This window comes from Amycolatopsis sp. NPDC004169 (assembly GCF_040610315.1).
GTDB lineage: Bacteria > Actinomycetota > Actinomycetes > Mycobacteriales > Pseudonocardiaceae > Amycolatopsis.
Genome location: NZ_JBEXMD010000068.1, coordinates 24,210 through 37,739 on the forward strand (window position 1 = coordinate 24,210; position 13,530 = coordinate 37,739).

13 protein-coding genes are annotated in these 13,530 nt (G+C 73.3%); 6 read left to right on the forward strand and 7 right to left on the reverse strand.

The window, feature by feature from the left end; translation table 11 throughout:
• The first annotated feature begins 39 nt into the window (after positions 1 to 39).
• Positions 40 to 474 (forward strand): helix-turn-helix domain-containing protein, encoded by a 435-nt coding sequence (locus ABZX11_RS45620; RefSeq protein WP_254896606.1) that lies wholly within the window; start codon positions 40 to 42, stop codon positions 472 to 474.
• A gap of 132 nt (positions 475 to 606) precedes the next feature.
• Here the strand turns inward: ABZX11_RS45620 and ABZX11_RS45625 are convergent, their stop codons facing one another.
• Together ABZX11_RS45625 and ABZX11_RS45630 are read right to left on the reverse strand one after the other, a co-directional pair.
• A complete protein-coding gene (locus tag ABZX11_RS45625) occupies positions 607 to 1,686 on the reverse strand; it encodes a GDSL-type esterase/lipase family protein (protein ID WP_176169508.1) in 1,080 nt (359 codons plus the stop codon).
• 43 nt (positions 1,687 to 1,729) lie between these two features.
• Positions 1,730 to 2,362, reverse strand: a complete 633-nt coding sequence (locus tag ABZX11_RS45630) for a helix-turn-helix domain-containing protein (protein ID WP_354925012.1) — start codon at positions 2,360 to 2,362, stop codon at positions 1,730 to 1,732.
• Positions 2,363 to 2,423: 61 nt separating this feature from the next.
• On the opposite strand from ABZX11_RS45630, the gene ABZX11_RS45635 reads away from it, so the two are divergent.
• A complete protein-coding gene (locus tag ABZX11_RS45635) occupies positions 2,424 to 3,053 on the forward strand; it encodes an NAD(P)H-dependent oxidoreductase (RefSeq protein WP_354925014.1) in 630 nt (209 codons plus the stop codon).
• Positions 3,054 to 3,057: 4 nt separating this feature from the next.
• Here the strand turns inward: ABZX11_RS45635 and ABZX11_RS45640 are convergent, their stop codons facing one another.
• A complete protein-coding gene (locus tag ABZX11_RS45640; protein WP_354925016.1) occupies positions 3,058 to 3,960 on the reverse strand; it encodes a LysR family transcriptional regulator in 903 nt (300 codons plus the stop codon).
• Positions 3,961 to 4,059: 99 nt separating this feature from the next.
• Between ABZX11_RS45640 and ABZX11_RS45645 the strand changes: the two genes are divergently transcribed.
• Complete coding sequence (locus ABZX11_RS45645; RefSeq protein WP_176169512.1) at positions 4,060 to 4,905, forward strand: oxidoreductase; 846 nt, start codon at positions 4,060 to 4,062, stop codon at positions 4,903 to 4,905.
• Here the strand turns inward: ABZX11_RS45645 and ABZX11_RS45650 are convergent.
• Positions 4,896 to 5,249 (reverse strand): VOC family protein, encoded by a 354-nt coding sequence (locus ABZX11_RS45650; RefSeq protein WP_176169513.1) that lies wholly within the window; start codon positions 5,247 to 5,249, stop codon positions 4,896 to 4,898. The two genes, ABZX11_RS45645 and ABZX11_RS45650, sit on opposite strands and share 10 nt — an antisense overlap.
• 145 nt (positions 5,250 to 5,394) lie before the next feature.
• Between ABZX11_RS45650 and ABZX11_RS45655 the strand changes: the two genes are divergently transcribed.
• Positions 5,395 to 6,591 (forward strand): FAD-dependent monooxygenase, encoded by a 1,197-nt coding sequence (locus ABZX11_RS45655; RefSeq protein WP_354925018.1) that lies wholly within the window; start codon positions 5,395 to 5,397, stop codon positions 6,589 to 6,591.
• A 279-nt stretch (positions 6,592 to 6,870) separates the two neighbouring features.
• On the opposite strand, the gene ABZX11_RS45660 is transcribed toward ABZX11_RS45655, so the two are convergent.
• The 3 genes from ABZX11_RS45660 to ABZX11_RS45670 are packed head-to-tail and all read right to left on the reverse strand — an operon-like array spanning position 6,871 to position 10,803.
• Positions 6,871 to 7,539 carry an ATP-binding cassette domain-containing protein gene (locus tag ABZX11_RS45660; protein ID WP_176169516.1) on the reverse strand — a complete coding sequence of 223 codons (669 nt, stop codon included), beginning with the start codon at positions 7,537 to 7,539 and terminating at the stop codon, positions 6,871 to 6,873.
• Positions 7,536 to 8,228 carry an ATP-binding cassette domain-containing protein gene (locus ABZX11_RS45665; RefSeq protein WP_354925020.1) on the reverse strand — a complete coding sequence of 231 codons (693 nt, stop codon included), beginning with the start codon at positions 8,226 to 8,228 and terminating at the stop codon, positions 7,536 to 7,538. Before ABZX11_RS45665 ends, ABZX11_RS45660 begins: the two co-directional genes overlap by 4 nt.
• Positions 8,221 to 10,803: an FtsX-like permease family protein gene (locus ABZX11_RS45670; RefSeq protein WP_176169518.1), complete on the reverse strand. Its 2,583-nt coding sequence runs from the start codon at positions 10,801 to 10,803 to the stop codon at positions 8,221 to 8,223. Before ABZX11_RS45670 ends, ABZX11_RS45665 begins: the two co-directional genes overlap by 8 nt.
• 284 nt (positions 10,804 to 11,087) lie before the next feature.
• Between ABZX11_RS45670 and ABZX11_RS45675 the strand changes: the two genes are divergently transcribed.
• Together ABZX11_RS45675 and ABZX11_RS45680 are read left to right on the forward strand one after the other, a co-directional pair.
• Positions 11,088 to 12,803, forward strand: a complete 1,716-nt coding sequence (locus tag ABZX11_RS45675) for a glycosyl hydrolase family 18 protein (RefSeq protein ID WP_354925022.1) — start codon at positions 11,088 to 11,090, stop codon at positions 12,801 to 12,803.
• A 102-nt stretch (positions 12,804 to 12,905) separates the two neighbouring features.
• Positions 12,906 to 13,439 carry a carboxymuconolactone decarboxylase family protein gene (locus ABZX11_RS45680; protein ID WP_176169520.1) on the forward strand — a complete coding sequence of 178 codons (534 nt, stop codon included), beginning with the start codon at positions 12,906 to 12,908 and terminating at the stop codon, positions 13,437 to 13,439.
• Positions 13,440 to 13,530: the final 91 nt, after the last annotated feature.

Here is a 13,530-nt window from a genome sequence, read left to right on the forward strand (position 1 = left end):
GGCAGAATGGTTGCGAACAGCAACTCTTCCGGAGGTGTGGTGACCGAGGACTGGACCGACCCGAACTGCCCGGTGGCGCGCGCGCTCGACCTCGTCGGCGACCGCTGGAGCCTGCTCGTGGTCCGCGACGCGATGGACGGCGCCCGGTCGTTCACCGACTTCCGGCAGCGCACCGGGATCGCCCGCAACATCCTGACCGACCGGCTGCGCCGCCTGGTCGAGCACGGCGTCCTCGACCGGCGGACCGCGCCCTCGGGCCGACGCCAGGTCTACGTCCTGACCCCGGCTGGGCGCGACCTGTTCACCGTTGTCGTCGCGCTCCGGCAGTGGGGCGAACGGCACGCGTTCGCCCCCGGCGAACCGCACTCGGTGCTCGTGGACGAACGCGGTGTCCCGCTGCCGCCGCTGCAACCGCTCGGCGCGGACGGAACCCCCGCCGACGTGGAGACGACCTCGGTCCGCAAGGTCGGCTGACGTACCCGGACGGTCGGCTCGCGTACCTGGAGGGTCGGCTTGCGTATCTGGAGGGTCGGCTCGCGAACCGACCCTCCGGGTACGCCGGTCGACCGTCGGGGTACGGGAACCGACCCTTGGGGTACGTGCGGGTCAGCGGGCGACGACCTCGGGGACCGCGTGGAGCTTGCCGTCCGCGCCGGCCAGGCAGGAGGCGTTGCCGTCCTTGGCCGCGATGAACTCCGTCAGGCAGTTGGCGATCGCCGCGTGGCCGGTGGCGTTGGGGTGGAACGATTCCTGCAGCGCGTGGCCCGCGCGCTCGGCCCGGCCGAGGTCGGCCAGCTGCAGGGTCAGCCGGGTGAACCACTCGGTCGCCGGGTTCGCGCCGCCGCTGCACGCCTCGTGCTTGACGCCCGCCTTGGCCAGGTCCAGGAAGCGGGCCCCGGTCTGCCGCGCCGCCGTCTTGAGGCCCGAGGACAGCACGCCGATCCCGGTCTGGGCGATCCAGCGCAGGTCCTCGGCGCGGAACGGGCAGCCGTTGAGGCTGCGCAGGTCCTCGGGCAGGTCCGGGCCGATCGGCGCCGCGTAGGACTGGAGGATCAGCTGGTAGTCCGCGGGCACGTAACCGGCGGACGCCAGCACGGCCTTCACGTCGGCGACCGCCTTCGCGACCTTCGGCACCATCGCGTCCACTTTGGACTGCCAGGTCTGCTTCAGCGCGGTGCTGCAGGACGGGCCACCGGCGTCGAACCAGGCCTTGAAGCAGTCGTTGACCTGGTTGGAGAACTTCGGGTCGTCGTTCGCGCCGACCGCGATCACCACCGCGGCCACCCGGTGGTCCTTCACCAGCGCCGCCAGCCGCTGCGCCTGCGAACCCTCGGTCCACTGCTTGACGTCGCCGAGCGCGACCTGCTCGGCGGGCGCGCCGGAACAGCCCAGGTTGACGTGCGCGGTGATGCCCGGGACGGCGATCTTCTCGACGAAGGCGTTGGGGGAGCGGTGGCACCAGTTGCCGCCCTGGCCGTTGGTGTCGGCGGTGTACTGGCCGGCGCCCTCGCCGGAGACCGTGCTGTCGCCCATCGCGACGACGGTGAGCGGGCCGGTGCCCGGCGGGCCCTGCCGCGGCTGCGGCTGCCCCGGTTTGCTTTCGGAGCCGAAGAAGACGAAAAACCCGGCCAGCAAGGCCACGCACGCGAGGACGAGGGCTCCCCAGTACCACCGAAGACGACGCATCGCCGCCGATTCTACGGACCGGCCCGGCCGCGGACACGGTGCGTCACGGCAGCCAGCTCCGCGCCAGCCGGACGAGCGACTCCGCCAGGGGCGCCGAGCCGAGCTCGCGGTCCCGCCGCCAGTGCCGCACCTGCTCGGCCGACAGGGCCGCGAGCAGCACGTCCGCGGCGATCTCGGCGTCCTGCGCCCCGCCGGCTTCGAGCAGGTGCCGGCAGTGCTGCCGCCACAGCGTGTGCGCGCCGGTCCGGAACCGGGCACCGGTCGTGGCGGTCTCCGACAGCAGGACGAGGTCCAGCTGCCGGTCCAGCAGGTCCAGGTAGGCCTCGACGAACGCGCCGAGCCGGGCGGCGGGTTCGGCGCCGGGGCCCAGCGGTGGCGGGCCGGTGAGGATCCGCTGCTGCAGTTCGCGTTCGCGCTCGTCGAGCAGCGCCATCGCCAGGCCGCCCTTGTCGCCGAAGCGGCGGTAGAGGGTGCCCTTGCCGACGCCGGCGGCGCCCGCGACGTCGTCCATGGTGACCGCGTCGACGCCGCGTTCGGCGAACAGCTTCTCGGCGGCTTCCAGGACGCGGATCCGGTTGCGGGCGGCGTCGGCCCGCTCGCGGACGGGCGCGCCGAGGACCGGCAGCCCGGCGGGCGTTGACGAAGCGGACTGCGGTCCGCTACGGTTCGAGGACATAAGCGGACTCTAGTCCGATTCTCTGTCCGGCGAAAGCCGAACCCGTCCGAGGAGCACAGTCATGCCCGATCTGCTGCACATTTCCGCGTCCCCACGAGGCGAAGCGTCCCAGTCGCTGCGCCTGGCAGCTACTTTCCTGGACACCTACCGCGACCGGCACCCGGACGCCGAGATCGACGAATGGGACCTCTGGGACGGCTCCCTGCCCGCCTTCGGCCCGGCCGCGGCCCGCGCCAAGATGACCGTCTTCGGTGGCGGCACCCCGCAGGGCGAGGAGGCCGAAGCCTGGACGGCCGCGCGGGCGGCGTTCACCCGCTTCGACGCCGCCGACCGGATCCTGTTCAGCGTCCCGATGTGGAACTCCGGCGTGCCGTACGTGCTCAAGCAGTTCGTCGACGTCGTGTCCCAGCCCGGCTGGATCTTCGGCGTCGACCCGGCCACCGGCTACCGCCACCTGCTCGCCGGCCGCGGCAAGCGCGCCGCGGTCGTCTACACCAGCGCCGTGTGGGCGCCCGGCCTCGGGCCGGAGTTCGGCGCGGACTTCCAGGCGCCGTTCTTCACCGGCTGGCTCGGCTGGACCGGCATCGACGACGTCACCGAGATCCGCTTCCACCCGACCCTCACCGGCGACGCCGACGAGGCCGGCCGGATCGCCCACGAAGCCGCCCGCGACACCGCCAAGACGTTCTGACGCCTCAGCCCGCCTGGGTCAGGTCCGTCGCCGCCGCCAGGTCGGCCGCGACCTCGGCGATCGCCGGCACCGCCGGGTTGTCGTTGCCCGGCAGCCACACCAGTTCCGTGAGCGCGACATCGCCGTCCAGCGGCACGAACGCCACCCCCGAACGGCGCAGGCTGTGCGACGAACGGGCCAGCCGCGTCACCCCGACCCCGGCCGCGACCAGCCCGAGCAGGCCCTGCACGGTGGCGGCCCGCTGCACCACCCGCGGGGTGAATACCGCCGCGGCGAAGTCGCCGTCGTAGCTGCGGTGCCACGGTTCCCAGCTGCTGCGCGGCGTCAGCACCCACGGCTCGTCCGCCAGCTCGGCCAGCGCCAGCGACGCCCGCCCGGCCAGCGGGTGCTCCACGGGCAGCACCGCGCACACCTCTTCGGTCAGCAACGTCCGGGACACCAGGTCGCCGACCAGCGGCGGCCGGGTGAAGGCCAGGTCGAACCGGCCCTCGCGCAGGCCGTCGACCAGCTCGGCGATCGGCGCTTCGGCGGTCGTCACCGCCAGCCCGGGGAACCGCTCCCGCACCGCGCGCACCACCGGCGGCAGCAGGTAGTTCGCCGTCGTGGCGAGGAAGACGAGCCGGACGTCGCCGATCTCGCCGCGCACCGCCCGCCCGAGCGTCGCGACGGCTTCGTCGGCCCGCGCCAGCACCGCGCGGGCCTCGGGCAGGAAGAGCCGTCCGACGGCGGTCAGCCGCGTCCCGCGTGCGTCGCGGTCGAACAGCCGGGCGCCGAGGGCCCGTTCCAGCACGCTGATCTGCTGGGACAGCGACTGCTGCGCCAAGTGCAGCCCGGCGGCGGCCCGGGTGAAGCTGGTCGCCTCGGCCACGGCGACGAAGTAGCGGAGCTGCCGCAACTCGGGGGTCACAGGCTCCGACTGTAGCCGCGGCAGGATATCGGTGTTGGCGGCCCGGCCGTGATCGTCTCCAGGATGGGAAAGGAGGAAACCACTGGGAGGAAACGGAAGATGACGAACACCGACGGCCGCGTCTGGCTGATCACCGGCTGCTCCGCCGGCTTCGGCCGGGAGATCGCGCTGGCCGCACTGGCCGCGGGCGACCGCGTCCTGGCCACCGCCCGGCGCCCGGAAACCCTGGCGGACCTGCAGGAACGCGGCGGCGACCTGGTCCGGACCGCGGCACTGGACGTCACCGACACCGGGCAGATCGACGCGGCGGTGAAGACCGCGCTGGACACGTTCGGCCGGATCGACGTCGTGGTCAACAACGCCGGCCACGGCTCGGTCGGCGCGGTCGAAGAACTCACCCTGGAGGAACTGCGCAGCCTGATGGACGTCATGTTCTTCGGCGCCGTCGCGGTCACCAAGGCGGTGCTGCCGCACCTGCGCGCGCAGGGCAGCGGCACGCTCGTGCAGCTCAGCTCGATGGGCGGGCAGCTGGCCCCGCCCGGCTTCGGCGCCTACTGCGCGGCGAAGTTCGCACTGGAAGGCATCTCCGAAGCCCTGGCCGCGGAGGTGGCGCCGTTCGGGGTGCGGGTGCTGATCGTCGAGCCGGGCGCGTTCCGCACCGAGTTCGGCGGCGGCCGGATGCACCGCTCCCGCACGATCGAGGCCTACGCGGCTTCGACGAGCGGAACCCGGGCGGCGGTCGAGAACATGGACGGCACCCAGCCGGGCGACCCGGCCAAGGCGGCCGCGGCGATCGTCCGCGCGGTGGGCAGCGCCGACGCCCCGCTGCGGCTCGCGCTGGGCGCGGACGCCGTCGAAGCGATCCGCGCCCACCACGAAGCCGTCGCGGCGGACCTGGCCGCCTGGGAAGAGGTCAGCCGGGCCACCGCCCTCGATCAGCCCTGAGCGTCCTGCAGCAGGCCGAGGACGTTGCCGTCGGCGTCGGTGAAGGTCGCCACCAGTCGGCCGTTGCCGACGTCCTTCGGCTCGTCCTTGACCGTCCCGCCCGCCTTGGTGACCTCGGCGAGCTTCGCCTCGATGTCGTCGACGTGCCAGTAGGTCACCGGTCCGGTCATGCCCTGCTGCGCGCCGCCGGGCACCAGCCCGATGTGCTGGCCCGCGGTGTCGTAGCCGACGTAGTAGGGCGCGTCGGCCTGCGGCTCGAGGCCCAGCAGCGCGGTGTAGACGGCCTTGGCGGCGGCCAGGTCGGTGACGGGGTGCAGGACGGTCTTGATCCCCTGGGTGCTCATCTTCGGTGCTCCTGAAGCTCGTGGTCTGCGGTACGTCGGCAACGCTATGGCCGCGGTCCTGACCTGCGCTTCTCGATTCCTGATCGGTTGTCGTACCCAGCCACTACACTCCCGACCGTCATCCGGAACGACGATGGGGGACCGCATGAGCGGCAACAGGGTGTTGGTGGCGGGGGCGAGCATCGCGGGGCCGGCGCTGGCCCACTGGCTGCGGCGGCGGGGCGCCGAGGTCACCGTCGTGGAGCGGGCACCCGGGCTGCGGCCCGGCGGGCAGGCGGTGGACGCCCGCGGGGTGGCCAAGGAGGTCATCCGCCGGATGGGGCTGGACGCGGCGGTGCGCGCGGCCCGCACGGAGACCGCCGGCGCGTACACGGTGGACGCCGACGGGACCGTCCTGGAGACCTTCAACGCCGAGGACGACGGCGGCGACGGCTACATCGCGGACATCGAGATCCTGCGCGGAGACCTGTCCCAGGTGCTCTACGACGACACGCGTGACGAAGTCGAGTACCTCTTCGGCGACCGGATCGCCGAGCTGACCCAGGACGCCGACGGCGTCGACGTCACCTTCGCTGGCGGCGACCGGCGGCGCTTCGACCTGGTGATCGGGGCCGACGGGCTGCACTCGGCGCTGCGCGCGATGGTCTTCGGGCCGCGCGAGCGGTTCGTCCGCCACCTCGGGATGGTGCTGGCCTTCTACAGCGTGCCCAACGAGTTCGGGATCGACCGGTGGCTGATCGACCACCAGCACGAGGGCCGCTCGGCCGGGCTGCGGCCCCTCAAGGACCCCACCCGGGCGATGGCCATGCTTTCCTTCCCCTCGGACGGCTTCGACGTCGACCACCGCGACATCGACGCGCAGAAGCGGCTGCTGCGCGAGCGGATGGCCGGCCTGGGCTGGCGGACCCGGGAGATCCTCGCCCACCTCGACGACACCCCGGACTTCTACCTCGACCAGGTCGCCCAGGTGGTGATGGACCGCTGGTCGGAGGGCCGGGTCGGGCTGATCGGCGACGCGGCCTCCTGCTCGTCCCCGATGTCCGGCGGCGGCACGGGGCTGGCCCTGGTCGGCGCGTACCTGCTGGCCGGCGAGCTGGCCGCGGCCGGGTGGGACCCCGCGGTGGGGTTCGCCCGGTACGAAGCGCAGATGCGCCCGTTCGTCGAGGCCAACCAGGAGATCGGCCGCCTCCACGTGCAGAGCCGCGACGCCGGCGCCGAGCACGCCGAACCGGACATGGAGGCGCTGATGCCGGTGATCGAGCGCGCGATCAACGGCGTGGACCTGCCGGACTACGCCGGGGTTCCCGACGCCGGACCGCGGGTCAGTCCGGCGGCGCCGTGAGCGCGGCGTCGAGCAGAGGGGGCGCGGGCGGATGGTCGCCATGATCCCCGGCTTCGGGGTGGTGGGTACCGAGGTGCTTGCCGGCCAAGGTGAACCGGAGCCGCCCGGCCTTCCGGCGGAGGTCGGCAGACCCCGCTGCCACCGCGGAACACCGCAGCAGCGACTGACTTCGCCGGACCGTGGGGAAGTCCAGTAGCGCCGTGAGCGCGGCGTCGAGCGGAGGGGCGCGGGCCGGGTGGGCTCGGGTGGCAGTGGTCGCGGAGCCGGGCCGCGGCGGGGTCAGTCCAGCAGGGCCGTGAGGACCCCGTCGAGCAGGCGGACGCGGCGGTCGGCGATGCGGTGGACCTCGTCGTCGTGGGTTGCGACGATCACCGCCGCGCCCTCCTCGGCGCAGTGGCGCAGCAGCCGCAGCACCCGCGGCGTCGAGCCGGCGTCCAGGTGGGCCGTCGGCTCGTCGGTCAGCAGGACCCGTGGCCGGCCGGCCACCGCGCGGGCCAGTGCCACCCGCTGCTGCTGCCCGAACGACACCTCCAGGGGGTAGCGGTCGCCGAGGTCGCCGATGCCCAGCTCGTCCAGCAGGCCGGTGACCCGCTCGGCGATCGCCTTCGGCGACGGGCGCGGGACGTCCGCGCGCAGCCGCAGCGGCAGGGCCACGTTCTCGGCGATGGTCAGCTCGTTGGCCAGGCCGAGCGCCTGCGGCAGCACCGCGCAGGTGTGCCACGGCGGCGCGCCGCTGATCGGGACGCCGTCGAGCAGCACGCAGCCGGCGTCGGGGGAGTCGAACCCGCACAGCAGCGCCAGCAGCGCGCTCTTGCCCGACCCCGACCGGCCCGACACCGTCACCAGCTCGCCCGCGGCCACGCGCAGTTCCAGCCCGCGCAGCACCTCGATGTCGCCGCTCGGGTGGGCGAAACTGCGGCGCAGCCCGACCGCTTCCACGAGTGTCATGCCGGCAGCTCCCGTTCTTCGACGCCCTCGAGCGCACCCTTGTGCAGCCGGGCCACCCGCGCGCCGAGGTCGATCAGGCGTTCGTCGTGCGAGGCGGCCAGGACCGCGAAATCCTGGTCCACCAGGTACTGCAGGGTTTCCAGCACCAGGTCGGCCGACGCCTCGTCCAGCTGGGACGTCGGTTCGTCGGCGAGGATCACCGTCGAGCGCGCGGCCAGCACGCACCCGAACGCCAGCCGCTGCTGCTGCCCGCCCGACAGCGCGGCGATCTTCCAGTCACCGGTGCCGTGCAGGCCCAGCTGCCCGAGGATGTCCTCGGCGGTGCACTCGGTCCCGGCGGCCTCGGCCGCGGCGTGCAGGTTCTCGGCGACGGTCAGGTAGCCCAGCAGGTTGTCGGCCGGGTTCTGGAACACCAGGCCCAGGTGGTGGCGCCGCAGCGCGCGCCGCTCGCGGTGCCTGAGCGTGCGGACGTCGGCGCCCTGGAAGGTCAGCGTGCCGCGCGCGGGCTGCTCGAACAGCCCCAGCACCCGCAGCAGCGTCGACTTCCCGGACCCGGACGGCCCGGCGAGCACGGTCATCCCGCGCGCGGGCACGTCGAGGCTGACGTCGTCGACGCCGGTGACGATCCCGGCGGGGGTCGGGTAGTCGACGCCGATGCCGCGCAGCGAAAAGATGGGCTTCTCAGGCACGGATCAGCTCCGCGGTCCGGGCGGTGCGCACCGAGCGCACCGCGATCCAGCCGGCCAGCGCGACCACCGCCACGCCGATCACGACGACGGTCAGCACGAACGGCAGCGGGTCCGGCAGCGCCGAGCGCGGCGCGAGGAACGTCGCCGGGTCGAACCGGGGGACCGACAGGCCCGCCACCGAGACCCCGCACACCACGCCGACCACGACCGCCAGCCCGCTCAGCGCCCCCAGCTCCATCAGGTGGCTGGCCAGCAGCGTCCGCGGCCGCATGCCCATCCGCAGCACCAGCGCGCCGGCCAGGGCGTTCTGCCGCCGCCGCACCTCGACCGCCACCAGCAGCGCGAGGATCGCCACCACCCCGAGCACCGCGCCCAGCAGCGCCACGAACGAGAACGTCCACGACACCACGAAGAACGGCAGACCGTCCAAAGCGGACTCGCGGCTGATCCGGTTCGGGATGAACACCCCCGCCGCCCGCAGCGCGGCGGTCGCGTCCGCCATCGACGCGGTGGTCAGCACGCTCCACTTCGGGATGCCGTCCAGCTGCGCGTGGCTGAGCACCGTCCGGGAGATGACGTAGCCGGGGGAGGTGCCGATCATCGGGAACACCGGCAGGTCGCCGGCGACCACCGCGTCGGGCAGGTCGTCGGGCAGCTTGGCGTTCTGCTTGGCCGTGTGCCCGACGCGGATCACCGGCGTGCCGCGCGGGTCGGGTCGCGAGATCTTCTCCAGCAGCCCGGGCAGCTCGTCGCCGGGGACGTGCTCCACCGCGGCGCCGCGGGCGAACGTCGCCGGATCGACCACCAGCACCACGCTGCCGGTGCCGGTCAGCTCGCCGACCACCGTGCTGTTCCCGGCCAGCGCCGCGGGCATCGCGACCTGGCCCATGCCGATCGGGCTGTCGGTGTCGAGGCGGGCGTTGCTGCCGACGAAGATCGCCGACTTGGTGTCGAGCGCTTCCTCCTGGCCGTCGGCGATGCCGATGCCGGTGGCCAGCGTGCCGATGGCGAGGGTGCCGATGACCAGTACCCCGGTCACCGGGGCGCGGGCGCCGGCCAGCCGCCGGATCGCCAGCTGCAGCGCCGGGCGCGACCAGAACCGGGCCCGGTGCGACGCGTGCAGCGCCAGCCACGCCAGCCGGGCGGTCAGCAGCCCGACGGTCAGCACGACGAACACCGGGTAGGTCAGGGCCAGCGGGTCCACCTGGGGCAGGGGATTGCCCAGCCGCGACGCCGTGCCGTAGTGCGTCAGCCGCGTCCAGCCCAGCCACGCCATGCCCGCCGTGGCCAGCTCCCACGGGAAGAACGCCAGCACCCGCACCCGCTTGGCGCCGCGGCGCACCCGGCCCAGCTCGAACTCCCGGTGCACCCGGACCGCGACGATCAGCGCCAGCAGCACCAGCGACACGAGCAGGGTCCCGGCCGCGACGCCGACGGCCGTCAGCTCGGCGCCCGGGTCCGGGCGGCCGGGCGGGCCGTAGACGCCGAGCAGCAGCCGCGCCGCGACCGCGCCCGCCGCGCCGCCGAGCAGGATCGGCAGGCCCAGCTCGGCGACGGCGAGGCCGCCGAGCGCCGCGGGCCCGCTGCCGCGCGCCGAGAGCAGCCGCAGCTGCGCGTGCCGCCGCTGGTACCACTGCAGCGCCACGGTGCCGAGGCCGGCGCACCCGACCAGCACGCTGATCAGCGCCAGCGGCAGGATCGAGACGAACACGTTGTCCTGCGCCTGGCGGGCGATCTGCACCGAACGCTCGAACGTCGGGACGTCCGCGGCGATCAGCGAGCCGAGGCCCTGGGCGGTCAGGTCGGCGCGGACGTCGGCGACCAGGTCCTTCGAGCGCTGCAGCAGGTCCTCCGCGGCGCTGAGCGTCGTGGGCGCCGGCTCGTAGAAGGAGACCTGGAAGTACTGCACGGTCGGCAGGCCGATCGCCTTGACCGCGTCGTCGAAGGTCCTGCGGTCGGTGGCGAAGACGATCGAGTCGATCGGGTCGTCGACCAGCCGGTCGATCACCGCCCCCGACTGCTGCGAGCACCACCACCGCGGCGGCGGGTCGAGCAGGTCGCGGTAGATGCCGGTGACCGGCGGCAGCGGCACGCCCTGCAGGCTCGGCTTCGTGCCGACGCCGATGTGCTCGGCGTCGGCCACCACGTTGCCCAGCCACAGCCCCGGCGCGCGCGTGCCCTGCTGCAGCGTCAGGTTGTCCAGGCCCACCTGGTCGCGGTAGCCGAGCCGGATCTTGTAGTGCGGGTCGCCGTTGAACTCGGTGCCGCGCAGCACGTTCGTGAACTGGCCGACGACGGGCGCGCCGAACCCGTGCGCGGCGGCGTGGCGCTCGATCGCGCCGGTCACCGCCGGGATGTTCGCCACCGGCATGTTGCCCTTGCCGAACACCGGGCCGTAGCTGTCCGGGCAGGTGATGCCCGTCTGGTACCGGACCGTGGCGCCACCGGCCGCGGAGGCCTGCAGCACCGCGGCGGTGCCCAGGAAGCACGCCAGCAGCGAGGTCACGGCCGCCACGATCAGCGTCAGCGGGCTGGAGAGGGCGGCCTTCGGCGCCGCTCGCCACGGCTTGGTCACTCTGCGTCGTCCATTCTTCCCCCAGATCACCCGCACGGACCAGAACGCTACCGGCCACCCCGCCGAGTTGGAACGTTTTTGTCACGATCGTTGCTCACCCGGTGTGTTCGCGACCGGTTCGCCGGCCGACCAATCACTGCCGCCATCCGGCCGGTTTAGTGGTCTAGACCTTGACGGGTGGATTGGTCTGATCCAATCCTGAAGCGGTCCCGCCGTGCCACGCCGCCGCACGGCTCCCCGCCGGTTCAGGAGCGCAGATGCGTCGACGCAGACCTTTCTCCCGATTGTCCGTTTCCCTTGCCCTGGCGGCGTTCTCGGCCGGATCCCTGGTCGCCGCGGCCGGCACCGCCGAAGCCGCCACGCCGCTGCCCGCGCACGTCTTCGCGCCGTACTTCGAAGCCTGGACCGGCGAGAGCCCCGCCGCGCTGGCGCAGCAGTCCGGCGCCAAGCACCTCACCATGGCGTTCATCCAGGCCGCCACCAAGGGCTCCTGCACGGTGTACTGGAACGGCGACACCGGCATGCCGATCGCCACCGGCACCTTCGGGGCCGACATCGCCACCATCCGCTCCCGCGGCGGCGACGTCATCCCGTCCTTCGGCGGCTACACCGCCGACAACACCGGCACCGAGATCGCCGACAGCTGCACCAGCGTCGACTCCATCGCCGCCGCCTACGAGGCGGTGATCACCACCTACGACGTGCCCCGGCTCGACATGGACATCGAGGACAACTCGCTGACCAACTCCGCCGGGATCGACCGCCGCAACAAGGCCCTCAAGAAGGTCCAGGACTGGGCGGCGGCCTCCGGGCGCCCACTGCAGATCTCCTACACCCTGCCCACGACCACCCGCGGCCTCGCCGACAGCGGCCTGAACGTGCTGCGCAACGCCGTCACCAACGGCACCCGCGTCGACGTCGTCAACCTGATGACCTTCGACTACTACGACAACGCCGCCCACCAGATGGCCACCGACACCCAGACCGCCGCCACCGGCCTGGTCTCGCAGCTGGCCGCCCTCTACCCGGGCAAGACCCAGGCGCAGCTGTGGGCGACGGTCGGGATCACCGAGATGATCGGCGTCGACGACTTCGGCCCGGCCGAGACGTTCACCACCGCCGACGCCGCCACCGTCTACAACTGGGCCGTCTCGAAGGGCATCAACACGCTGTCCTTCTGGGCGCTGCAACGCGACAACGGCAGCTGCCCCGGCGGCGCCGCGGCCGACAACTGCTCCGGCATCGCCCAGGACACCTGGTTCTTCAGCCACGCGTTCGAACCCTTCACCGGCGGCACCTCCGTGCCCGGCAACGACTTCTCCCTCGCCGCGAACCCGGCCTCGGCCGCGGTGGACCCGGGCGGCTCGGCGTCGGCGACGGTGAGCACCGCGGTCACCTCCGGCTCCGCCCAGCAGGTCACCCTCTCGGTCACCGGCGCGCCCGCCGGCGTCAGCGCGGCCGTCAGCCCCGGCTCGGTGACCGCGGGCGGCAGCGCGACGCTCTCGGTGAGCACCACCTCGGCGGCCGTCCCGGGCGTCTACCCGCTCACCGTCACCGGCGCCGCCGCCTCCGGCAGCCACAGCACCACCTTCACCCTCACCGTCAAGGGCACCCCGCCCGCGGGCGGCGTGGTCAACGGCGGCTTCGAAACCGGCGCGCTGAGCCCCTGGACCGCCCCGGGCGACACGATCGTCGCCTCGCCGGCGCACTCGGGCACGCACGCCCTGCAGGTGACGCCCTCGGCGTCGGCCACCGGCGAAGCGGCGCAGACCGTGACGCTCGCCCCGAACCACGCCTACACCCTCACGGCGTGGGTGCAGGGCAACTACGCCTACGTCGGCGTCCGGGGCGGAGCCACGGCGAGCGCGTGGACGTCCGGCAGCGGCTGGACGCGGCTGTCGGTGCCGTTCACGACCGGCGCGTCGGGCGCGGTGACGGTCTACGTCCACGGCTGGTACGGCCAAAGTGCCGTCTACGCGGACGACTTCGCGATCGGTTAGCGCTTTCGGCGGCGGCCCGGTTGGGCAACACGGAGGTTGGCCGGGCCGCCGCCACCCGAAAGACTGCACGGGACGATCTTTCGCGCTCGCCAGGAGGACCCGATGCCGCACATCCCGCTCGACCCGCAGCTGCCCGGCATCCGCTCCCTGATGGCGTTCCGGCCCGAGACCGCCGTCCCGCTCAACGCACTGGCGCAGACGCTCCTGCGCGGCCCGAGCAGCCTGACCGTCGGCGAGCGCGAGCTGATCGCGGCGGTGGTGTCGAACGGCAACGAATGCCGCTTCTGCCACGGAAGCCACGCCGCGGCGGCGGCCGAAACCCTCGACGGCGGCCGCGCGGTGGTCGACGCGGCCTGCGCCGGCGTCGACGACGCCCCGCTGGGGGCGAAGATGAAGGCGCTGCTGCGGATCGCCCTTGCCACCCGCGAAACCGGCCGGGCGGTGACACCCGAGCTGATCGCGGCGGCGCGCGCGGAGGGCGCGACCGACGTCGAACTGCACGACACGGTCCTGATCGCGGCGGCGTTCTGCATGTACAACCGCTACGTCGACGGCCTGGCCACGGTGGCCCCGGAGGACCCGGCCGCCTACGAGCTGATGGGCAAGGTGCTGGCGGCGGAGGGCTACGGCCGCTAGGGCGTGTCTGACAATGCCTTGGTCCAGGTGATCACGGCATGGAGGACGACCGCTGATCGGTAGACGATGGCGAGCTTGTCGTAGCGAGTAG